This is a genomic window from Sphingobacterium sp. R2 (genome assembly GCF_040760075.1).
GTDB lineage: Bacteria > Bacteroidota > Bacteroidia > Sphingobacteriales > Sphingobacteriaceae > Sphingobacterium.
On the sequence record NZ_CP142884.1, the window covers coordinates 2,666,050 to 2,690,015 of the forward strand.

Annotated in this window: 17 protein-coding genes; 14 read left to right on the forward strand and 3 right to left on the reverse strand. The window is 44.6% G+C overall.

Annotation, left to right across the window (positions count from 1 at the left end; all coding sequences use genetic code 11):
* Positions 1-6: 6 nt before the first annotated feature.
* The 3 genes from VXM68_RS11100 to VXM68_RS11110 are packed head-to-tail and all read left to right on the forward strand — an operon-like array spanning position 7 to position 6,712.
* Complete coding sequence (locus VXM68_RS11100; protein ID WP_367211281.1) at positions 7-2,163, forward strand: TlpA family protein disulfide reductase; 2,157 nt, start codon at positions 7-9, stop codon at positions 2,161-2,163.
* A gap of 9 nt (positions 2,164-2,172) precedes the next feature.
* Entirely contained in the window at positions 2,173-5,343 is a 3,171-nt protein-coding gene (locus VXM68_RS11105; protein WP_367211282.1) for a SusC/RagA family TonB-linked outer membrane protein, read from the forward strand.
* 4 nt (positions 5,344-5,347) lie between these two features.
* Positions 5,348-6,712 (forward strand): RagB/SusD family nutrient uptake outer membrane protein, encoded by a 1,365-nt coding sequence (locus VXM68_RS11110; protein WP_367211283.1) that lies wholly within the window; start codon positions 5,348-5,350, stop codon positions 6,710-6,712.
* A 50-nt stretch (positions 6,713-6,762) separates the two neighbouring features.
* On the opposite strand, the gene VXM68_RS11115 is transcribed toward VXM68_RS11110, so the two are convergent.
* The 3 genes from VXM68_RS11115 to VXM68_RS11125 all read right to left on the reverse strand — a co-directional run bounded on the left by VXM68_RS11115 (position 6,763) and on the right by VXM68_RS11125 (position 9,253).
* On the reverse strand, positions 6,763-7,098 hold the full coding sequence (locus VXM68_RS11115; RefSeq protein WP_367211284.1) for a hypothetical protein: 336 nt from the start codon (positions 7,096-7,098) through the stop codon (positions 6,763-6,765).
* 180 nt (positions 7,099-7,278) lie between these two features.
* A complete protein-coding gene (locus VXM68_RS11120) occupies positions 7,279-7,821 on the reverse strand; it encodes a MauE/DoxX family redox-associated membrane protein (protein WP_367211285.1) in 543 nt (180 codons plus the stop codon).
* Between the two features lie 277 nt (positions 7,822-8,098).
* Complete coding sequence (locus VXM68_RS11125; RefSeq protein WP_367211286.1) at positions 8,099-9,253, reverse strand: hypothetical protein; 1,155 nt, start codon at positions 9,251-9,253, stop codon at positions 8,099-8,101.
* A 366-nt stretch (positions 9,254-9,619) separates the two neighbouring features.
* Here VXM68_RS11125 and VXM68_RS11130 point away from each other — a divergent pair, with 366 nt between their 5' ends.
* From VXM68_RS11130 to VXM68_RS11180, 11 genes are all read left to right on the forward strand, one after another.
* Complete coding sequence (locus VXM68_RS11130; protein ID WP_367211287.1) at positions 9,620-10,579, forward strand: LytTR family transcriptional regulator DNA-binding domain-containing protein; 960 nt, start codon at positions 9,620-9,622, stop codon at positions 10,577-10,579.
* Positions 10,580-10,671: 92 nt separating this feature from the next.
* On the forward strand, positions 10,672-11,214 hold the full coding sequence (locus VXM68_RS11135; protein WP_367211288.1) for a hypothetical protein: 543 nt from the start codon (positions 10,672-10,674) through the stop codon (positions 11,212-11,214).
* A 57-nt stretch (positions 11,215-11,271) separates the two neighbouring features.
* Positions 11,272-11,778, forward strand: a complete 507-nt coding sequence (locus VXM68_RS11140) for a hypothetical protein (protein ID WP_367208757.1) — start codon at positions 11,272-11,274, stop codon at positions 11,776-11,778.
* 140 nt (positions 11,779-11,918) lie between these two features.
* Complete coding sequence (locus VXM68_RS11145) at positions 11,919-12,782, forward strand: AraC family transcriptional regulator (RefSeq protein ID WP_293955589.1); 864 nt, start codon at positions 11,919-11,921, stop codon at positions 12,780-12,782.
* Between the two features lie 397 nt (positions 12,783-13,179).
* The gene (locus VXM68_RS11150) at positions 13,180-16,338 is read left to right on the forward strand and encodes a SusC/RagA family TonB-linked outer membrane protein (protein ID WP_293955588.1); all 3,159 of its coding nucleotides are present in this window, start codon (positions 13,180-13,182) and stop codon (positions 16,336-16,338) included.
* A 45-nt stretch (positions 16,339-16,383) separates the two neighbouring features.
* Positions 16,384-17,859, forward strand: a complete 1,476-nt coding sequence (locus tag VXM68_RS11155) for a RagB/SusD family nutrient uptake outer membrane protein (protein WP_367208758.1) — start codon at positions 16,384-16,386, stop codon at positions 17,857-17,859.
* Between the two features lie 19 nt (positions 17,860-17,878).
* Positions 17,879-19,021 (forward strand): DUF4859 domain-containing protein, encoded by a 1,143-nt coding sequence (locus VXM68_RS11160; protein ID WP_294186920.1) that lies wholly within the window; start codon positions 17,879-17,881, stop codon positions 19,019-19,021.
* Between the two features lie 80 nt (positions 19,022-19,101).
* Positions 19,102-20,070: a hypothetical protein gene (locus tag VXM68_RS11165; protein ID WP_293955585.1), complete on the forward strand. Its 969-nt coding sequence runs from the start codon at positions 19,102-19,104 to the stop codon at positions 20,068-20,070.
* Between the two features lie 22 nt (positions 20,071-20,092).
* Positions 20,093-21,952, forward strand: a complete 1,860-nt coding sequence (locus VXM68_RS11170; protein WP_367208759.1) for a DUF4859 domain-containing protein — start codon at positions 20,093-20,095, stop codon at positions 21,950-21,952.
* A gap of 162 nt (positions 21,953-22,114) precedes the next feature.
* Positions 22,115-22,678 carry an RNA polymerase sigma factor gene (locus tag VXM68_RS11175; RefSeq protein WP_294186915.1) on the forward strand — a complete coding sequence of 188 codons (564 nt, stop codon included), beginning with the start codon at positions 22,115-22,117 and terminating at the stop codon, positions 22,676-22,678.
* A 67-nt stretch (positions 22,679-22,745) separates the two neighbouring features.
* Positions 22,746-23,882: a FecR family protein gene (locus VXM68_RS11180; RefSeq protein ID WP_367208760.1), complete on the forward strand. Its 1,137-nt coding sequence runs from the start codon at positions 22,746-22,748 to the stop codon at positions 23,880-23,882.
* Positions 23,883-23,966 lie beyond the last annotated feature (84 nt).

The following is a 23,966-nucleotide window of genomic DNA, read 5'->3' on the forward strand; positions in this document are numbered from 1 at the left end:
GTTCCTGTGAAGCACTGCTTAAGTGCAGCTATAGCGCGATTTACGCAACTGTTGCGTAAGCATGTTAGACTAAAAAAGCGCTTTAATAGTGAAATTCAGAATCAAATTAAAACAACTGTTTGCTCGAGCAGCCTTCGGCTTTTGTTTGAGGATCGTTCGACACTGCTTCGTACCAACGTCGACTCTTCTTCGGGAACGCTTCGACTGTTGTTCGACTGCGCTTCGACTCCTACCCGAAGCGCTGTCGAAGCCCTGCCGAAGCCGAGTCGAAGAAATGCCAAGCCTGTCTCGACCATGCCCCGAAGAAATCCCAAAGCCGAGCCGAAGGCCAGCCGACCAGGGGGAGAGGTATCACCTTCTAGGAACTTTTTCCTGACCAACTTCGCCCCAATTCCCGCCTTTCATGCGGTCGGCCTCGGCTTTTGCTTTGCCGTTACTCGTATTTTATCCGAAGGAGACCCGAAGCCCACCCGAAGAAAATTCGAGCAACGCTGGGAGAAAGGGGGGAATTGGTTACCTATTGAGCAGGTATTGGTTGAAAAATTAATAGTAGATCCTGTGTCAACCAACAGAGTGGAACCTAAAAGGTCTGTTTTGAGATCTTTTAAGACGATGTGTAGCCCTCTTGCGTTGCATCTCGACACTTTGCTTGCGACAAGTAAAGTAGTCGCTCAGCGGGCTTTAAAATACTTTTTATCTGTTGCAGATTATAAGCGTGCCTATCGCATCATTTTGACATGCTTGTTTTTATGTTTAGTTTCTATGTTTAGTTTATCGGCTCAGACGCCCCGCAAGGACAGCGGGGCCGATGGGCCAATGGTTGTCCCAAATGCCAAATCATTATATATCGGTGATCGTATACCTGATGAATTCTTTGCGCATCAGAGCCATTTTATCGATTGGATCAGTCAGAAAACATTTACGCGCAATCTGGAGGCCGATCGGGATAAGCTGATTATTCTTGATTTTTGGGCTAGCTGGTGTAGACCCTGCCTGGGTTCGCTTATGCATCTGCATGAAATCCTGCCCGATCTGGACACGACAAAAATTACGATTTTACCTGTTAATTACGAACCTATAAATAAATTCCAGCATTTGATGGACCGGTTTAAATGGAACCATCAGACAATCTATGCAGATACTTTTTTGATGCAGTATTTTCCCAAGCGTTCCATTCCACACATGGTATGGATCAAAGACGGGCGGGTAATTGCGAAGCCTTATGCAAAATATGTCACCGTTGAGAATTTAAAAAATGTGTTGGATGGTGGTATGCCCAAAATATATAATGCATTGAATGTAAAATTGCCAGATGCAAGTCGATCTCTCTTTGTTCAAGATAATGCTCCCACAGAAGTTGTTTACACTAAAAAATATTTCAAAATCGGAGCGTATGTTGAAGAATACGCGAGTGAAATAAGTGGTCTTGTGGAGACTAAAGACAGTCTCGTCTTCTATGGCATAAACTTAACAGTTGATTACTTGCTCTATGATATTTTTAAAAATAGGATCTTCCCATTTTACAATATAGATAATGGCGCGATCAAAAATAATCTTAACGATAGTGATAGAAAATATTTCGCATTGGATCCCAAAGAATTGAAAGGATTGTCCGCTTATGCTAAAGATTCGCTATACGAGGCTTGGTCTCAAAGAAACTTGTTCAGTTATGAAATGCGTATCCCAAAATCCTTGGGAAAGGAAAAGGGATTCGCTCTGCTGCAGCACTATTGGGCCGAGTATCTGAAAAAGTCGAAAGGTTGGAATGTGCACATCGGACTGACCCCGCCAATAAACTATCCGGTCATCAGCGCGAGCAAATCCATTTCGGAAACCAAGAGGCTGTTTAGCCGTCCGCTCGAGAAACGTGCCGGTGACGAATACCTACAATATGACCCGTCCAAGGAAAAAGATAATGAACATAAGCTCTCGCTTGTCATAGCTGCGTTGCTGAACAAAACAGATGGATATCAAATCGATGTGGATAATGCTTTTAACCGCATAGGGCTACCAAAGGATTTTCCGTATGCATATGAATTGCCGCGATGGTATTTTAACAAGTCCAAACTAACGCCCCAAGAATTAAAAGCCTTTTTGGATGCCTATGGACTGAAAGTGGAAATAGAGAAAAAGCCCGTTCCTGTTTTAGTTATTAATAAGTAGGGAGGTGCCATGCGATATATTTATATTATTTTATTTCTTGTCGTGGCACCACAGGTTGTGCTGGCACAGACCTATTTTGGTCGTCTGATAGGTCGTCATGGTACAAGTCTACCGGGAGCGACCATAGCAACTTTTCCTGATCAAAGACAGCTCAAAACGGATTCGTCCGGTTATTTCTCTTTCGACAAAAAGAAAAGTGAACAGATCAGGATTACGATGGTGGGCTACGCTCCAATGTCGATAGCGCTAGGAAAGACGCGGGATCTAGGAACGATACAGTTGCGATACGCCGAAAATCAATTGGACGAGGTGATTGTCAATACAGGTTATTACACGCTGAATAAGAATATGCTGACGGGATCTTTTGCGACCGTCGATCAGAAAACGCTCACGCGTAATCCTGCCGGCAATATCCTGGACCGCTTGGAAGGCGTCACCAGTGGTCTGCAGTTTGACCGCAGTCTGAGTGTGGGTGAAAATAAATTCCCCAAAGCACTGCGCGTGCGGGGAATAAGTTCCATTCAATCTTCGACCGAACCTTTGGTAATATTAGATAATTTTCCCTATGAGGGCGATATCAATGCAATCAATCCAAATGATATTGAAAGTGTTACTGTATTGAAAGATGCCGCGGCTGCGGCCATCTGGGGAGCAAAAGCGGGAAATGGGGTAATCGTCCTGACGAGCAAAAAAGGAAGGCTCGGTGCGCCGCTCAGCTTGTCTTTCCAAAATAATTGGCAGCTCACACAAAAGCCTGACCTTTTCTACAGTAGACAGTTTCTACCTGCTAAGGATATGATGGAGGTAGAAGAATACCTGTATGGCAAGGGAAACTATTACAACATGGAATCGCTCTATATACCCGATTATGTCGGATTTTTGTTTAAACGCGATGCTAATGACATCGCAATAGCAGACTTTGGAACGATCAAAGCGCGTATGCAGCAGCAGGACATACGACAGGAAGCCAAAAAATTATTGTACCGAAATGCGCTAAGCCAGCGCTATGCAATACAGGCTAGGGGAGGTGCCCAACAGAGCAGCTACTTTGTCTCAGGCAGCTACGACCGTAATCCACAATCGATCATTGGCAATAGCGACCAGAGACTGACCTTTAACATCGATCACGATTTAAAAATCGGTAATCGATTGACAGTTAATACGTATTTGCGTTACGCGGCAGATAAGGAGCAGCAGAATGGTTATAGACTACAGCAGCTCACAGCTTCGGGCTCAGGGTTGTCTCCTTATGTGTTTTTACAAAATATAGACGGCACGCCCGCAAGCCTAAATTATCAGTTTAACCACGCCTATCGCGACGGTGCCGAAAGTAAAGGACTATTGGATTGGACATTTAACCCACTTGTAGACCGCAATAGGCGCGATATTAGTTCCTTTTCAAAGCAGCTTACCCTCGGTACAGGGTTCAATTATAAGATAGGAAGTGGCTTTTCTGTGAATTTAAAATACCGTTACCAGCATCAGGCCGTAAAGCAGCAGAATCTTTATGATGCTGATAGTTATTTTGCTCGCAATCTGATCAACCAGTTTACACAGGTAGATGGCACACGAGTTGTCCCACTCGGTGGAATCAAAGATGGGCAAAACAGCGAGATTATTGGGCATAATGGAAGAATTCAGGTAGACTATACGCGGCAATGGAGTATGGATCATCAATTGGTCGCGCTGGCTGGCGCAGAGGTCAGCCAAAATACACTAAACCGGGATATTGGGTACCGTCTATATGGTTATCATGCCGATAATGGAACATACCTAACAAACATCGATTACAGCAAACAGTATGCAATGCGGCCTAATGGGGCAAGCTTGATCCCGGCAACCCCGTTTGAAGAACGTTTTACCGTGGATCGCTTTATCTCTTATTTTGCCAATGCAACCTATCTGCTCAACAGCACGCATGGTATTAGCGGAAGTATCCGCTGGGATGCCTCGAACCTTTTTGGCGTGAAGACTAACCAGCGGGGTGTACCGCTGTGGTCACTTGGCCTGTCCGAACAGTTGTTGCCCCTATGGAAAGATCATGCGATCTGGTTGGATAAACTTACCCTACGTACAACCTATGGTTATAGTGGAAATGTGAATAATACGATCAGTGCATATCCCTCCATGCGGATCAGTAGTGCCAACCTGACGACAGGTTTACCATATGCAAAGCTGACAAGCGCCGGAAACCCTAATCTGAGGTGGGAGAAACTGACTACCTTGAATGTTGGTCTCGATTTTTCTGTGCTTAAGCAACGGGTGTCAGGATCGGTAGATTACTACGTTAAGTCGGGCAAAGACCTGATCGGACCGAATTATCTCGATCCCAGTACGGGTATATCACCCGAAGGAACGAGTTACTATATTGATAATAGGATCAATTATGCTAACCTCCGTACAAATGGCGTTGACCTCACCCTTGCTGTAAAAGCGTTGCAGGGTGTAGTCAGGTGGGATATCAATCTTCTCTGGAGCATGACGAAAAACAAAGTGACTAAGTATATGGCGAATGATGCTATAACGATGGCACAAATGGTAAGCAATGCACAACCCCGTGTTAGCTATAGCCGCGATGCGCTGTATGCTTGGAAGTTTAACGGTATCAGTGCTGAAAATGGCCAGCTTATAACCCCGGATGGTGATCAGAATTATATGAAGTATGCAACAAATGCGACTTTGGATGATATTATGTTTATAGGTCCAAATTTCCCGCCTTATCAGGGATCTATGCGCCATCAGGTCGCGTACAAAAATTTCGAACTAAGTGCCAACTTGGAGTGGAAAAATGGCTTTTATTTTCGTCGTAACACAATCGACTATTTTAAGCTTTTTTACAGTGGAATCGGACATCAGGACTACTTGAGCCGATGGCAAGCACCGGGTGACGAACTGATAACCAGTGTTCCGGCAATACCTGCTGCCGTAGATCTGTATCGAGATGCGTTATATGCAAATTCGGAATTGATGATTGAAAAAGGTGATTTTATCCGTCTGTCGGATGTGCGGTTATCTTATCAACTGCCAATGGCCAAAAAGGCGAGATTAAATATTTTCGGCTATGTCCGTAATGTTGGCATCCTATACAGGGCAAACAAGGTGGGGGTGGATCCAGATGCGGTCGCTGCCGCTTATCCAACCCCCCGGACGTATACAGTAGGTTTTCAATTAGAATGGTAAAAAAATGAAAAAAATAATTATACTAGGATTGCTCGTTGCCTTGAACAGTGCTTGCAATCCAGATTTTTTAGATATAAAGAGAGACCGCAAGCAGGTAATCCCCAAATCTTTGAATGATTTTAACTTACTCTTAGGTGATGAAACACTTTTTAGTGGTAATAGTAGCGCTGCTATGCGTACAGCGGCGGGAGAAGAATTTACCTTAAGTGAAAGTGCTTGGGATCTGCTCACGACTTTTGGTGAAAAAAATGCTTATCGCTGGGAAGATGATAGATTTATCGGGACGGAATGTCCGGATTGGAACTATGGATACAAGCGCATTTTATCAGCTAATATTATCTTGGAAGGGCTTGCTAAAATTGAACGTACTGCCGCTAATGCGAGCGTATACGATCAGGTTAAAGGAAAGGCTTTGTTCCATCGGGCTAATGCCAACTTCCAGCTGGCCAGCGAGTTCGCAGCTCCCATAGGGGATGAGGAACATAAGGCTTATGGTGTGCCCTTACGCAAGTCTGCCGACCCACAGGAAGTATCAATACGTAGTTCTGTGGCTGAAACTTACGCCAGTATCCTTGACGATCTGCTGGCTACACAACAATTGTTGAGTACTGAATTTACTGATTTTTATCAACCATCAAAACGTACAGCTAATGCATTGTTGGCTCGTATTTATCTTTCCATGGGTGAGTATAATCAAGCGTTGGCAGTAGTGAAAGATGTTTTTGGAGGTAAGGAAAAATTACTAAGGTATGAGGATTTTTCAACCTCCAAGCGTTATACTTTTCCTAGTGATGGAGTTGGAAATACAGAGATTATTTTTAATGACCAGGGCTATTCAACCGAATCTATAGTGCCTGCCAAAGGTAGAATAAATATGGAGCTGATGACATTATATGCAGAGAACGATCTGCGAAGAAGTTTATTTTTTAAATTGGAGCAGGATGGATTGTATTCTTTTAAAGGTTCATATTTGGGATTCGGAGGGGTGTTTACGGGCTTGGCACTCGACGAAATGTATTTGATTTATGCCGAATGTCTGATCAGGGCAGGGCAGGTACAGTTGGGTTTGGATAAGTTAAATGAGTTGTTGGAAACACGTTTTGCAAAGAACACCTATAAAGAATACAGAGGTTTGGAAAAAAACGCTGCGTTGGATTTGGTATTGCTAGAAAGGCGTAAGCAATTGTTGATAAGAGGACTTCGATGGATCGATCTAAGGCGCTTTAATTTTATAGAGAACCGAAATATTGAACTTCAACGTACCTTAGCAGGTAAAGGGTATACCTTAAAAGCAAAAGACTTGAAATATACATTTTTGGTACCCAATAACGTTATTATTAATTCAAGAGTTACTCAATTTCCCCGCTAAAAAAATAGCCCCATATCGTTAGATATGGGGCTGTTTTTTTTTTATTTAAATTATGGTTTGTAGTTTGTGCGATCTAATTCGGATACACCGGGAAGGGCTTTAGCAGCTGAAACCTGCAGTCCGTCTAGATTAAAGTTATTGTTATTTTGCAACTGGATGGCACAACGCTCGGGGTGTGTCTTTTTTTCACAGTCCCCGCCTTGGCTTGGATCCATCGTTACAGCACCAATGGTGTCGTCATCGGGATTTGGTCCTTGATTCTGAATTAAATACCAATTGGTCGCAAACATCGATTTTGCATAACTAAAACCTCCATAACCTACTAAAAGTGCCATGGCAAATACGGCCAAACCGTGTTTTTTAATAAAATTAGCTGATTTTCTCATGTCTTTAATTTTTGAGTTTTTTTACTTTAGTTTTTTAAATTTCTTTTTTATTCCTTCGCTGCGTCGGTTTTCTGTACGTAGCCATCGACAGCAGCGCTGGAACACCATAAGTGTCTTTTGGCAGACGCGCCCTTCACCTGGATTAGCCTCGAATCCAAGTTCCGCTGTTAATCGGGTACACTATTCTTTTTTTAACCTAGCACTGGTTTTCAATTTTATGATATGTTGATCTTCTAAATTTATCGCTATACGTAAGGGATGATGCCCCCCACTATCGCTATTATGGCTATTTTTTGAACCATAATTTTTAAACACGGATAACTCCAGGTACAAGCCAATTAGGCTGATCAGTAAAAATCCGATATTGAGCCACAGGTGCGCCGTCCAGCCCACGTGATGGAATACAAGGCCGCATCCGCAGGGGATTTTGCCCCATACATTTAAAATTGCCAGGCTTACATAGGCCACAAAAACGACCATCAGCAATGCGGAGAGTCCAAATGCCCAAACTCTCATCTTGGGCACGATAAACAGTAGACCCACCGTAAGCTCCATTGTAGGTAAGGTATGGGCAAGTAAAATTCCCAGACGGTCGCTAAACGGCTGTTGTATCATCGCAGACTTGAACAGTTCATAGTCGATAAACTTGTCCAGACTGATCGGGATCCAAAGTGTCATCAATGTAATGACGATGATCTGATAAGTAATCTTTTTCGCTTTCATGGTGCATACTGTGTAAGTCTTAAAGCAAAGAAAAGACAATAAGCAGCAATCTTACATAGAAGGATTTCGCCAAGCAAACCGCCTTTAAAGCAGCTGGGGCAATGGTGGATGAGGTAATTGGGGATATAATGGTGTTACTTCTATCACAACGGAGAGCAGAGGGAACAGCGCATGCAAAGGATGCAGCGTACTGTTTTTGGGGACAATAGGCTATTTAGGAGGGACCGGCACTGGAGGGGGATAAAGTGGAATCCCCCAAGTTTTTTTGAAAAGGCCATTATTTTCTTCGCTCCACTTCTTCAATGTCTTTTTTTATACAATGCAGCATTTCTTTAAGCTTATCTTCGATGATATAGAGGCTGAGTATATGTTCAAATTTGTTAAATTTAGCCAGCTGATTGGCCGTGATGCGGTTGCCGCGATCGGTAACGGTATGCTGCGCTACGCCAACGGCTGCATCACTTTTATGCTTATTTTTAAACAGGCCCACTTTACTGCAATAGTGGAATAGGCAGGTAAGGCCCTCGCCTGTCAGCGTCGTATGGATCCCATTGGAAGATGCGGGAATCCCGGGGCGGTAATTATTTTCTACCGATTCCAGTTTCGACAGTTTTTCAAGATAATCCAGTTCCGCCCAAATATATTCATTCATCATTGTTTTGAGATGGGGTTGCTCAATGTCGTAATAAAGCATCGGCAGGGGGTGATAATGGGTAATTTCTTTCTCCATAAGCAGCAGTGTAGACAGCTTTTCCGAGCGGGGGAGCACATCGATCTGCCCTTCGAGCTGTTCATGCCACCGGTTGCATAAGCCGAGATAGTTAAAGTTGTAGCGGATCAGTAACTCAATAAAACGTTTGGCGTAATGCTTCACACGTTTATCATGGGCAAGGCTTTCTAGCGCCGACAGGAAAGTTTCCAACCATTCGACATGGTAGTACAGGAGCTTGGGCGGCTTATGCTCGTCAAACAGGCTATTTAGACCATATTGGATTTCTAAAAGGTATTTTTCGTCGAGCTGCTTGGCCTGTAAGTGCACCGATAATTGAGCAAGTTTTGCGAGACTGCCCGATTTGAGCAGCTGTCGGTGGTATACGGGCAGCTCTTCCGACGAATTCATATGCTCTTTAAAGCGCTGAATGCTCTGGCTAATACTCTCGTGCAGTTTTTTAATGGTATCATCCGGCTGCTGGGCCTTGTACAGATAGAGCTTGTCAAATAGCAGCCTGAATTTGGTATAATAGCGGCGAAAAGATTCTTTGGCCATGCGCGATTTCGCATGACTGATATAAAGCTGTTCTGAATCGCGTATCAGTGCATCGCAGGCGCTGACAATCGCTTCGTCGCTTGGTATATAATTCCCATTCGGGCTATCCTGCAGTATGCCATAAGCAAGAATGGCATCTTCCAGTTGGTTCAACGATCGGATCATAACTTATTTTTTTTAGGATACATGGTCATTCGGCCTGAACCAAATGGCATTGCTGTAAGTGTTCATTCAATAATTAATTATGCTATCATAAAATTAGCAAGGTATTTCCTCGAAGGCAAGGTAAAATGTTGGTATCGGAATGAATGGTATAGAACAAATGTTTAAATCTTGCTTTAGCGTTGCCTAGGAAGTGTTTTTTAGCACGGTATAAAAATATAATTATAGGATGAATGGTAGCCTGAATTGCATTTTTATAGAGAAATAAGGCCGTATTTATGCAATGCTGCCGAAGAATGCTAGGCTGTTTTGTTTTTTTATTTGATAAAATAGTTATTTTAGTTTGCCTTAACCAATTCCTCAATTTTTATGCAGACTAAAAAGCTTATCGAAACCTTTCATTCCGAGATCCATGTCAATTATTTGCCGATTAGGCTCCAGCTACTTTTGGCGATGATATTGGGTAATTTTTTTTGTTCGCCGGGCACATTTCTTGTTTTCGATGCGCGGTATTCGGCACCGAAATTTTATCTATACTGGCTTCTTTCCGCAGGCATCGCGATGGCGGTGTTTAGCGGTATGCATATTTTTAACAAGTACCTGGATGGCAAACTCTCTTGGCTGACCGACTTTAAGCCTAGGCTGATCAGGCAGGTTCTCTACGGATTGGTATTGTCTTCGTTGCTTACGGTAACTTTCGCCATACTGGTGTTTTTACCATTGAACGAAGAAGGTTGGCGGGGCGCTATGCGCTACATGTCGAACCAATTTGGTTTTCTGTTTTTGTTTATGTTCATCTTGAATCTGCTCTTTATGGTGATATATGTGATGCGGTTTGCCCGATTTGTGAAAGATCAATACTTAGAAGCGCAACTGGAAAAAACAGCCCTTCGGGAAATGATTGTCACCTACGAAGAGCTGCAGCTGAAAGCGGAGACCGAAAGGACAGACGATATTTCGGATGTGGTTAGCCTCGATTCCTGTCTGAAAGTAAAGTATGGTTACGAAGATAATTATGTGCCGCTGCATGGGGTTGCGCTCATCAAAAGTTCGGCAGATGACAAAAGGCTGCTTACCTTGACCGGAAGCCGTGAGTATACCCACAACTATAGTCTCGACAACCTCATGAAAGTGCTCGATCACGATCAATACTATCTGATGTACCGGCGTTATATCGTCAATCGGAGTATTATACAAGGATACAAGCCTTCAGCCAATGGGGTGCTGACGATCGACTTAAAAGATACTTTCGCCCAGCAAGAAGATGTATTGGTTAGTCGGTATGATGCTGCTGATTTTAAGCGTTGGTTTGAGATGTCGGCTGAATGAAGAAGGTTTGTAATGGACGTATCTATTGTTGAAGAAATGTCTATTTAATCATCAGTTGGGCAAATACTGCCCAAAATTTAATATTTTAGCGTATGAAGTATTTAATAATTGTATTGTTATCCTGTTTCTATGGCTATTCGGTGCACGCACAAAGTCAAACGCAGGGCAATAGCGCCGGTAAAGATGCAAAGACGTATGTCATGGTCGCCAATAAGCTCAATACCGATTTTAATTACAAATTACTGGACAATTTTGAGCAGTCTTTTTCGGACCTGATTGCTGAAAATAATAGTCGGGAATTAATATTTAATCCGGTCAATGGGAAGTACCACTATTATAAGTTTATCGCCACCTATAAAGCTCGGGGTATATCAACGAATAGTGATCCTGCCAAACCGGAGCAAACTTTCCATAATATCTTAATCCTCAAAACCGACGATCAGCAGAAGATTGTAGATGGCTACCATTTTGTGTTGGAATGGGCTGAAAAGCCACTATCTTATCCCTTATTTAAGATAAGTACCACGGGTATACCCCTGCAGGAAGGCTTGTCTATAAAGCAGCTCAATCTCAAAAGGGTAGTGGATAGCGCGGATTTTGGTGATGATGGAAAGATAAAACTGGCTGGTCGGTAGGGTTTAAAAAAGTTAACAATGTTGTAGAAAGATAATATGGAATTGGATAGCCTTTACATGAGCATTCACATTGAAAAATCGAGATTGAATGCATTTTTTGCTTCAAAACCGATTTCTCCAAAAAAAGATGATAATTGGTCGCAATGGTGGGAGAGCCGGCAGATGTACAGCAAAACTGCTTTGGAAAATATCCCAAGTTATTCACATTCGTGTATTCGTGAAGTCTTCGATGATCTGCTCAAGGACCGATTTTATGGTGCGAAGGAGCATTATGATGAGGAAAGGCAACATTGGACATTTGCCGTGCTGAACTTCAGTGAAAACTATCATGAAATATTGCCGATGCTAGCTCTCTTAAAACAGCTGGAAGGCCATGATTCGGATGGTTATGCCCTTATTTTTGACTGGATGTGGGGTGGAGATACGGTGATGGCGTACCTTGACATTAGAGAAGGAACTGCCTTGCTCGAAACGGTTACTGAATCCTATGCGGTTGAACTGAAACGATTTGAAGAAGCTAACCAAAGCTTACAATTGCTGGCCGAAGAGCTCGGGGCTGGGTAGCAAGCCGATAGTGATTTTTATTGTGTGCATATTATAACCTATTATCACCGTATTTTAACATTTTCGGTTTAGGTATTGCAACAGTGAATTGGCTTGTTTATATTTAATGTCATATTGACATTTAACTAATCTAACTTGTTATGAAGCCAGTTCAATTTAAGGTTCCTGCCCCTCAGGACAAATCTATCTATATTCAAGAAGATGTGCTGGATAAATTTTATCCATACATGCATCGTCATGAAGAATATCAATTAATCTGGATCAAGGAAGGTATCGGCCAGCTACTGGTGGACGATAATGTACATGAATTTCAGCCGGGAGACATTTTTCTATTGGGAACAAACCAGGCCCATGTTTTTAAAAGTTTCTTTGCAGGCGACCATGTGCGCTCGATCTCTTTATTCTTTAGCACCAAAGGTGCGTTGTCTACCATGGCGACGATGCCCGAACTCCGAAACCTGCTCGATTTTGTGCATAAATGCCAGCGCGGATTTAGGGTTCCGCCCAAACTTCATGCAGAGGTATCTCAATACATCGAAGTCCTGCAAAAGTCTGATTTCTTAGATCAGCTTGTCAATTTCTTTTATTTATTAAAAACGCTCAGCAAAGTATTCACCGAACTGGAGCCGCTTTCGGGTGTACAATTGCCCAAAAGAGAGATCTCCAAACCGTTCCGGATAGAGAAATTATGTCAATTTTTGGAAGAGCACTTTAAAGAAGATATCAGTTTGGATGAAATCGCCGAAAAAGCAAACCTGACGCCACACGCCTTTTGCCGCTATTTTAAAAATTGCACGGGAAAAACATTCATCGCCTACCTGAATGAACTGCGTATCCGTGAAGCCTGTAAATTGTTGGGGCTGGGTCGGCACGATTCGATCTCGCTGATCGCCTACGATTCGGGCTTCAATAGCATCACCAATTTTAATCGTGTGTTTCGCAGTATATTGGGCATATCGCCAAAGATATATGTGCGCAACTACCGAAATTACTTATACGATTAGCCGGTTTTATAGCCGCTTCTGACAATTTGATTCTATCGTATTCAGCAGCGGCCTCATTTTCGCTGCGCTTTGCTAATTGCAACCCTATCCGTCTAACTAACGAAGGTATCTATCCATCGCTTAGTTAGACGGATTCATTGTTTTTATACCCGGTTTGCCCCAACTACACCGCCTTGGAACCCAGCTTTTTCTTTTGTTAAAATGTTAGAACGAGTGGGTAAGATTTGACCGAAATCCACTATTTCGAAGTACTATTTTTGTTACAGAAAGAAGAACTAATCAATTTTTTAACATGCTGCTACTATCCTTTTTGCGAAAAGGATCGCGTTTGTCCCAGGGATCTAATGTGTCATTGCCAGTATGCTAAACTGAACATCTGCTTAACGAAATTATGACTATGTATGAAAATCTTCCAAAAAAATGCCTAACGGGTATTTTGATGTTGCTGCTGTTGCTATGTCAACAGCTGTATGCGCAACAACAGAGAACGGTCACGGGGATCGTTAAAGACGAAAAAGGCACCCCTCTGCCTGATCTCAGTGTTTTAGAGAAAGGCGTCAGCAATGCAACCAAAACGAGTGCTGATGGGAAATTTACCTTAAAATTGAAATCGGCAAATCCAACCTTGATTTTTAGTTCCCTCGGCTATGTGCGGCAAGAAAAACAGCTGCGCGATGGCGACAACACCATTCAGATCACCATGAAAGAAGATGGGACGGGGCTCGATGAGGTCGTTGTAATGGGCTATCAGGATGTGCAGCGGCGCAAAACAACGGGGGCCATCACTACCGTGAAGGGTAAGGATTTTGAAAATACCCCTTACGCTACCTTCGACGCCATGTTGCAGGGACGTGTGGCGGGTCTGACAGTATTGAGTACATCGGGCGAACCGGGTACCAATAACATCGTCAATATCCGCGGAACCAGCAACCTGGGCTTAGCAGACAACCAGCTGCAGGCTCCCTTGTATGTCATCGACAATATTATTTACGATGTGAGCGATATACAGGCGGCCTATGGAAATGCGAGCCCCTTGCAGGCTATCAATCCCAACGATATCGAATCGGTCGATATCTTAAAAGATGCCTCGGCATCGGCCATCTATGGTGCCCGTGCCGCAAATGGGGTCATCATCATCAAAACCAAACGTCCGGCAGTGGGTAAACCCGAAATCAGGATCTCGGCATACAACGGGGTTTCGAGCCGTCCGGCCATGAAGCCCATCACCGTCGGAGCAGCCGAACGTAGGCTAAAGATGAATCTGCTTTATCAGGGTGGATCGTATGACTGGTTCAACAATGGCTTGATCAGTCCGATGTTGACGGATAGTTTAAACCCTGCCTTTAACAATAATACAGATTGGCAAGGTCTTTTTCTGCAGTCGGCCAACATCAACAATGTCAATATGAGTATTGGTGCTACTATGGAGAAGTTTTTATACCGTTTCTCGGCACAGCGCTACTATGAGCAGGGTGTAATGATGGGCTATGAAAATGAAAACCTGACGCCGCGCCTCATGTTGCAGGCCAATCCGACAGACAATTTTCAGTTTGAGACCAACTTGTTCGCAGGTTTTACAAAAGCAAAACATGGCTCGGGGGACGATACCAAATATCCATTTAGTACCTGGGGCTTTCCTTCGTCTTTCTATCAGATAACGGACGTGGACGAACAGATCTATACGGGGCGCTACGATGGCATGATGGACCGCGATAACGCGATCAGCCTGAATGGTAACTTTGCCGGAACGCTGAAGAAATTTCTGATCAATGGCTTGACCCTGCGCTCGCAGTTTTCGTTCAATGTCAACAACAATACGCGTGATCTTTTTCGTCCCAAACTGCTGACAGGCAATAGAAACTATGCTCAGAATTGGGTGAACCAGAATAAACGCTGGGAATGGGAAACCTATTTTAACTACATCAAGAGCATTCGCGATACGCATAATTTTAGTGCCGTGTTGGGTACCGGTATTGAACGCAATACGTCCAATGCAAACTATATGTATGGCTATAACGACAATGGGAATTATGTAAAGACCGTAACGGGTATTCCTTCTGGACCGGATCTTTACGCCACCACTTCCATCAATGAGCGCTCGCGTGTATCGGTATTCGGTCGTTTTGGGTACGATTACAAAGACAAGTACCTGCTTTCTGCCAGTTACCGGATGGATGCTTCGTCGCGTTACAGCAAGGACAACCGCTGGGGTATTTTCCCGTCCATCTCTGCTGGCTGGGTGCTTTCGCAAGAGCCCTTTTTCCAGGGGGTGAAAAATGCAATATCCTTTTTCAAAATACGGGGTAGCTATGGTGTTACCGGACGTGATCCGGGCTCATACTACGCACGCTATACGGGGCTGACTTTTGATGCTTCATACGCTGGCTCGGTATTGGAAAATGGTATTGGTGGTTCGGTACTCTCTTATAATGGCAAGCCTACTGTAGCGCCTAATTATGGCGCAGCAGCAACCTCGCCGACGATCCGATGGGAGCGCTCGCCGCAATTTAATGCCGGTTTTGATATGAACCTCCTGCACGATCGCGTTACCGTGACGGCCGATTTTTATGTGCGCGACTCCAAACAGCTGGTTTACGATCTGAACATGCCATTGACCTCAGGATACAGCACGGTTTCCAATAATTTTATCAGTGTGAGAAACAGTGGGGTAGAAATGACGCTTATCTCACGTAATATGGCTCCGTCGTCGGAATTCCAGTGGACCACCAATTTCAATATTGCTTACAATAAAAACTATGTCACCAGCCTCCCTGGCGGTGGGCAGGAAATACAGGTGGGACCGGTATGGATGCAACGTGCACTGAACGTAGGTCAGCCTATTTTCCCGTTTAAAGTATGGGATGTGGATGGCGTATATGCGACCACTGCAGATGTACCTGTAGATCCTTTGACAGGAAAAAGACTCACGCATTTTAGGGGCAATTTATATCAGGCCGGCGATCCGCGCCGCCGGGATGTGAATGGAGATTACACCATCGACCACAACGACAAAATTGATATGGGAAATCCGAATCCTGACCTCGTGGGCGGATTTATCAACCAGTTTTCTTATAAGAATTTTAGCTTGTCCACACTCGTGAGCTTTGTGTTTGGACGCTCATTATGGAACGGTTATATGTCGGACAAATTGCAGGATGCGGGTTCATCTAACCTGTATTCGACCTGGGGTACCAATTCGGCCATTGCTGGCGATTTTAACCCCAGCGACTTCTGGATGAAAGATGGGGATCAGACCAAATACCCATCGCTGTTTCACAATACGGTCGACAATTGGCACATCGCCAACAGCACATTTGTGGAGAATGCCAGTTTTGTACGCCTCAAAAATATTCAGCTGAGCTATATGTTCCCACAGGCCATCATAAAGAAGCTTAAATTGAAAATGCTCCGCGTGTATGGGGTGGTGGATAATGTGGCTGTTAAGTCTTGGTCGACGGTGCCAGATCCTGAAGCGGTGGAAGCCAACGGTTATTCAACGGGTAACGGATATCCGATCCCTAAGAAATGGACTATAGGCCTGGATGTTACCTTTTAATCGTGTCAGTTCCATCGCATAACGGTGGCTTAAAATTAATTAGAGATGAAAAGAAAAATATTGTTTTTAGTGCTGAGTGCTTTCATGTATCTCGCTTCGGGCTGCTCCAAGTTTCTGGACATTGAGCCTGTGAGTTCGGCAACAGATGAGAACTTCTGGAAAACGCAGGAAGATGCCAATAGTGCAACCAATGCCATGTATGCGCTACTGCGGAAGGCCCTAAACCAGGGCAATGGGATGGCCTATTATGTATATGGCGATCTGCTGTCGGACGAAATATCTTCTTCGACCGATGTCGATATTAATCCGCTTGTAAACATGCAGCTCAATATATCCGTACCGGCGTTGGAAACTTGGCGGCCCGTGTATCAGCTGCGGCGCTATGATATCTTTTATCAGGTCATAGACCAGGCCAACCGGGTGATCCAAAGGCTGCCCAAGATGGACGAAAATGTTTTTAACGACGTGTCGGTACGCGATTATTACATCGGCGAAGCTTATTTTGTGCGCGCATTTGCTTATTTCTATATGGCGCGGGTATGGGGTACGGTACCCATCATAACCGAATCTGTAGCGCCGATCGATGCGGTCAATCTGCCCGCCCGCAAAGAGAGCGATGTGCTGGATCAGAGTCAGGCAGATTTAACCAAGGCACTAACGTTATTGAAATGGAGCAATATCGACCAAAATGATTTTGCAACGCGTGCAAATACGGGTGCAGCACTTGCCCTACAGGCGCACCTGAGTGCCTGGAGAGGCGAATATGCCGACTGTATCGCGGCGGCTAAAACGGTACTGGAAAGCGGCGAATATTCGTTTGTGGGACGGGACAGCCTCAACTACCGTGGTATCTATCAGGGAAAATCCAATGAAGGTATCTTCGAGATCGCCCAGAATGGTGAAAACGAAGGGACCAATAGGGGGATAGGGTACTATTCACTGGCGGGACCTTATTTTCGGAATTTTACAGATCCGATGTTAAGAATCAGTCAGGATTACCTTAAAACGCTTTTTAAAGACAGTAACGACAAGCGCTTTCAAAGTGTATTCGATGTGGCTTATAGCGGTAACTATGCACTGTGTACAAAATATGCAAATGTAAAGTACTCGGGTAACACCTCAAATTACAATGCCATATTTAAAAATAACATCATCATTTTTCGGTATTCAGACATCAAGCTGCTGATGGCGGAGGGACTGGCCGCTACAGGCAAAAACAGTGCTGCTGAAAGTATCTTGAATGAGATCCGGACGCAAGCAGGACTGCAGGTCTATCAAAACGAAGAACCGCTTAAAGAGGCCATCTTTAGTGAACGAGCGCGCGAACTGTTTTTGGAAGGCCATCGCTATTACGATCTGGTGCGGTTGTACAAGAATTTTAACATCTATAAATTTCCGGAGAGTAAAATGAACCAGGCGCAGTTTAATGCGAAGAAATACTTTTGGCCATTTGACCCTTCGTTATTGTCGGCCAATCCTGCACTCATTCAGACACCATACTGGGGCACTGTCAATATGTAAACCACTAAACTTAAAAAAAATGAAAACCTTATATCGATTAGCGTTGCTGCTGGCTTTTGGACTGACAGTTATCGGTTGCAAGAAAGCGGCTTATCTGACGGACGACGGTCTCCATAAAGCCGAAGTCAATCTGTCTACTTACGACTACCTGGCCGCTCATCCCGCTGGGATGTTTGATACCTTGTTGCTGGTGATAGACCATTTTAAACTGAAGGATGAAATTAACAAGGCCAAAACGTTTTGGGCACCGTCGGATTATTCGGTCAATCGCTATTTTAAGCAAAAGGCAGACTCGGTAAAGTTTGTGGATGAAAATGCGCAGTATTCTTTTGACCAGTTTCTGAGCGAGATCCCAATAGATTCCGTCAGGGCATACATCTACAACGATGCGCCTTACGATCTGGCAACGGCCAGCACAGCGTATACGGCAATCAAGAATGCATCAAATATAAGTGGATTTGTCTACCATAGGCAAAAGCAACCCAAACCCCTTTGGTCTTCGGGTCCCGTCTATAATTTATACTACGTCAAAATACGGGGTGAAGCGGATCAGATCAGTCCCGACGGTATCGTTACCGTAAAAGAAGATGATCAGGCCGATATGCGGGTATACTGTCAGACAACAGGCATAAAAACAGCCTCGGGCACCACGCTGAATATATTGGCCAATACCCATACGTTTATCGGTGATTTTACGCCACGTATCCTCACAGGGCCTAAAATCGTGGAAGCGGGTTCTACGCTCACCTTTAATTACGACCTGAGCATCAAATATGATGCAGCGGGTTATACAGGTACCACAGTAGACGTACTGCTTCCCCGTTTAGCGCGCTTTTATGGCGTGGAAAGCGGAGCAATACCTACGCTGGTAGGTAAAGATATCACCTACTACGCCGTGCAGCCCGATGGTACACTAAATGCAAACAGTACGGCCAACGCACCGGGACACTGGTTTGACGCCACTGGCAAAACCTGCTCGTGGGGCAAAGATGCGCGCATTGTATCGGAACTGGCAACCGCAACAATGACCTTTAATATTTTGCAGTATCCGGGACAAACAACAGTGGGAAGTACCTATACGGTCCGCCAATCGCTGGTGTACAAGTCCAAAACTAAAGGCGATTTGAATGCTGTTTTTGTATTCAACATTAAGATCAAATAAATTATGAACCCAGCTAGGTTGATTCCGGAGCAATGCGGAATCAACCGGGTGGTTCTGTCACAAATGAAAAAATAAAACAGATGAAAAAACGAAGTTTTATCATAGGCATAGCGGGATTATCGGTGTTGGTATTGAATTCCTGCAAGAGTGACCAAGTCGGTTATTTAAGTGAAAATTTGCGTTATAATGTAGAGAACCTGCAGGTCAATCAGGGGGCTGTGGTATACACGGATGCCATTGTGGCCAATGGAAGCACCACGCCGCTGACCGTGAATCTGCTGGCCGTACGAAACAAGGAGACGGGCGAGTTGACCACAGAGTTTGCTAAAGAGCATGAGATATCCACCTACCTTGCCGAGGTCACCTGGCGGGATACCACCCTCGATCAATTAAATGCGAAAATTGGGAAGGCTAAATATCCACCGATGATGCTCAATGCGACGGGAGGCCGGGTAGGCTTTACACAGGCAACCCAATTTGTGACCCCGGGGCAGTACACGATCGATGTGGAGGTAAGCAATGTTGCCGGACAGAAAAAATTTAAGAATATCCTCGATTTTAATATCATCGGTGCTAAAAAGGAGGATATTTTGTTTAAGTCGTGCACAAGTTCGGACTACGGTGCCGAGGCCAATTTTTTACCCTATACAGACTATGCGATCAGCGTAGAGCACCAGCCAGAAGGGGAAAACAAAATCATCTACGTATGGGAAGATAAAAACGGCAAGGCATTCAACCCCAAGAAAGGGGAGGTCATCAAGCGTGGCGACCGGCCTACATTTAAAAATTGGTCGCCTTACTATCCGGAGGAAGTTACTGATACGGGCTTGGTGTATCGCTACCCGAATGTTTCGGGCTTGGTATACCCCATCATGAATGGTACGTATGTGGGCACGCAATTTTGGTCGGGCGATCCCATTTCTTATTACCGTATTGTCGGTACGGCAAACAGTCTGGGACGTAACCTCAATCCCGTATCGACCATCAAATACTACAGAAGCGGTACCTATACCGTGCGCTTCCGTTTTTTGACCATCACACACAGTTGATCTCTACCTATAAATAGTTCAAATGATGAAAAGTATAAAATTGAATAGACTGCTGCTGACACTGTTCTCAGCACTGGTGTTAGTGTCGCTGGGATGCAGCAAAAAAGAGGTAGAAGCTCCTGTCGAAGAGGAGACGACCACCCCGCCCAAGCCCGTAGGAACAGATTCGCTGATGATCTATAAGCCCAAAGAATTTGCGGGGATGGACTACAACAATAAGGACAGTAAATGGTCCTACTCGCGTAGCCGCCAGTCGGAGCATTTTATCGTCTTTTGGGAACCGAGTTATGGAAAGAATGATCCCAATGCCAGCACTGTACCCGAAGAATATCGGGTAGATATTGATGATCTTTTGGCCAAAGCTGAGCAGTTCTACGCATTAAATGTCAATACCCTGAAGTTTGCAGAACGCAAGGTCAACCGATCGAATCTGGATAAGTATAAGATGATGATTTTTGTGCATTACACGACCGAATGGATGGCCTATGGTGGCGGTTACGACGATCTGATCGGGGCCTTGTGGATCAATCCGGCCACCTGTAAGCCAGTGGGTGCTGTCATTGCGCACGAGATCGGGCACAGTTTTCAGTACCAGGTATTTGCTGATCTGAAAGGCGACCATGGCTTTCGTTACGGCTATGGCGGAACGAGTGGGAATGGGTTTTGGGAGCAGACCGCGCAATGGCAGGCCTTTCAGACCTATCCGGATCAAGCATTCTCCGGACATGATTTTACCGTCTATACCGAAAATTACTTTCGCCATATTCACCACGAGAAATATCGCTATGCCAGCTATTTTATTCATTGGTACTGGACCAGCAAACATGGCATCGATATGATCGGCCGTATCTGGCGCGAGGCTTTAAAACCCGAAGATCCCGTGCAGGCTTACATGCGTATCACGGGTATCGATGTGAAGCAGTTCAACAATGAGATTTACGATGCGGCAACCCGCTTTGTGACCTGGGACCTGAACAGCATCAGGGATTATGGAAAAAATTATATCGGTAAGCTGACAACCAAATTTACGCGGCAGTCCAATGGAAGTCTCCGCGTCAGTTACGATCGCTGTCCGGGTACGACGGGGTATAATGTGATTCCGCTGGACGTGCCTGCCGTGGGAACCAAGGTTTCGGTGGCTTTTAAAGGCGTGCCAAACGCTGCCGGGTTCAACGCGGTGGATGCCAGCCGTGCAGGATGGCGCTACGGCTATGTGGCCTTGTTGAAAGATGGTACGCGGGTATACGGTGATCGGATGGAGGGTACAGAGAATACAGCAACCTTTACTGTTCCGGCCAATTGCAGCAACCTCTGGTTTGTCGTCACGGGCGCTCCATCGGTTTACCAGCCGCATGCCTGGGATGATAACGACAGCAATGATGAGCAATGGCCTTACGAAATAAAAATTCAGGGCACAAACGCTACCGGTTACAATGCGGTGAGCAGTCAGCCCAAAGATATTGCACTCAGTTATGATGTCAGCTTTGCTGCCGATGCGAAGAACTATTCGGGTACACAAGTAAGCGTCAACGCCGCTCAGCTGGGCGAAGCCTTTGCCATAGCTTCGGCAGACCTGGCGGGTTTGATGAGCAGCGGCAAAATTAAATTCTATGCGGTAGAGCCAAATGGAAGTTTAAATCCCAACATGACGGCTACGGGCTACGGGCATTGGTTTACGCCTGCCGGCGCTGTCACCACATGGGGGGCCACGGCGGGTTTGTTTTCGGAATTTAATGCCAGTACGCTGACGTTCTCGATCGGACAATATCCGGCGGTGCTGGCGGCAGGAAAGAAATATACCGTTAAGCAGGCCATGGTATATACCTACGAGGGTACGAAAACCGTGCAGGCCACCTTCACATTTAATGTGACTATCAATTAAGAGTATGTTAAAACCACGAGATCAGGTGGTGGTTCATATGTTTATGTTTAGTTTAAGCCACGTCGGGAGATGTGGCTTTTTTCGCAGCCCATGAATTCATAATGGGAGAATTTGTAATTTGTCAATTTTAATGTAAGTTTGATTTCAGGTTCTGAATAACAGATGTATTGCTACGCAGATTTATCGGATAAAGAGTTGATTGCGCTTGTTTTAGAAAAAGATGAACAAGCGTTTGGCGCCCTATATGAGCGATATTTTCCGCTGTTATTTATTTATGCCCGCAAAATCATAGCCGATGAAGAGGTGGTAAAGGATCTTCTTCAGGACGTATTTGTGTCCCTCTGGTCAAAGACTCCGTTAGCAATAAATAGGAGTTTTTCTTCTTACATCTATGCGGCTGTGCGGTTCCAGCTATTTGACTACATGGACAAGCAGAAAGTGAGAAAGGGCTATGCCGATGCACTACAATATTTTTTGGATCAGGGCGAATACTCGACCGACAACTACCTCCTCGAAAAAGAATTGCAACAGCAGATCGAAAAAGAAATCATGAATCTTCCACCTAAGATGCGGGAGATATTTATCCTGAGCCGTCAGGAAGAAAAAAGCTATGAAGAAATTGCAAAACAACGCAATGTTTCACTAAATACGGTTCGCAAGCAGGTGAGTAATGCCTTGAAAATCATGCGTTCAAAATTAACCTCACTGTTTTTTACTTTTTTTTAAATTTCATCTACTACTTTTTTCCGCGTTAACCTACCTATAACAAAACAATGTACTAACCTTTGTTATCATGGAGAGTAAAAACGCAAAAGAAATTCTTGAACGTTACCGTTTGGGCACCTGTTCTGAAGAAGAGAAATCATGGGTAGAAACCTGGCATCTTCAACAGCTCAGGGCTAGCCGATATACAGTCGATCCGGAGGATTTAAAGCGTGTCCAAGACGAGGTGAAAAGTAGAATAGAAGCCGATATCCACACTAATATCAAACGGATACGAAGGAAGAATCAGCTGTTTAAAATAAGCGCAGTTGCAGCGTCTTTAATCTTAGTATTGGGTGTTAGCTATTTCTCTAGTAGACAGTCTGCTAAGGAACCTATAGCGCATCCGGTTTGGCAGCAGGCTGATATTCAGCCGGGAGGTAATAAAGCTGTTTTGTTGAGCGGTGATGGGAGCGCTATCCAGTTAAGTGAACATCGGAATACCATTATCGTGGGGGCACAGATCAGGTATGCTGACGGTCCAGAATTGCTTCAGGGTGACCCTACTTCTTACTTATCCGAAGCGCCCACAGTTCGTACCCTACAAACCCCCAAGACGGGAACATACAATATCGTACTGGCAGACGGTACCAAGGTATGGCTTAATGCCTATTCCTCCTTAAAATTCCCGTCCAGATTTGAGGGTAAGGAGCGCGTGGTGGAATTAACAGGTGAAGCCTATTTTGAAGTCGCCCACAATAAAAAACAACCCTTTAAAGTACGCAGTCAACAGCAAACCATAGAGGTACTGGGGACACATTTCAATCTATCTGCTTACACATCCGAAGCCACCGTAACCACACTTTTAGAAGGTGCTGTTAAAGTAAATAATGTTGATGATAGCAAGTCGATTTTGCTAAAGCCTGGTCAACAAAGTACCGTTAAGGAAGATACGAAACAGATCCAGCTTGCCCAGAGCAATACCGAGCATGCGGTAGCCTGGAAGAATGGCTACTTTAATTTCGATAATGAAACCTTAGGCAGCATCCTCAATAAGATAGCGCGCTGGTACGATGTGGAATTTACCTATGAGAAGACGCCGTCCAATAAGACTTATATTGGGGCCGTATCCCGAGCACGCAACCTTTCCGCCGTACTGCGTGCATTGGAGGCCGTGGCTGATGTTAAATTTAAACGAACGGGACGAAAAATCGCCGTCACCCCCTAGATCAACAGAATAATAACTAAACCTATCGAAAAACCAACATCATGAAACACCCGCCCTAGTGAAAAACTAAAAATTGGGTCACAA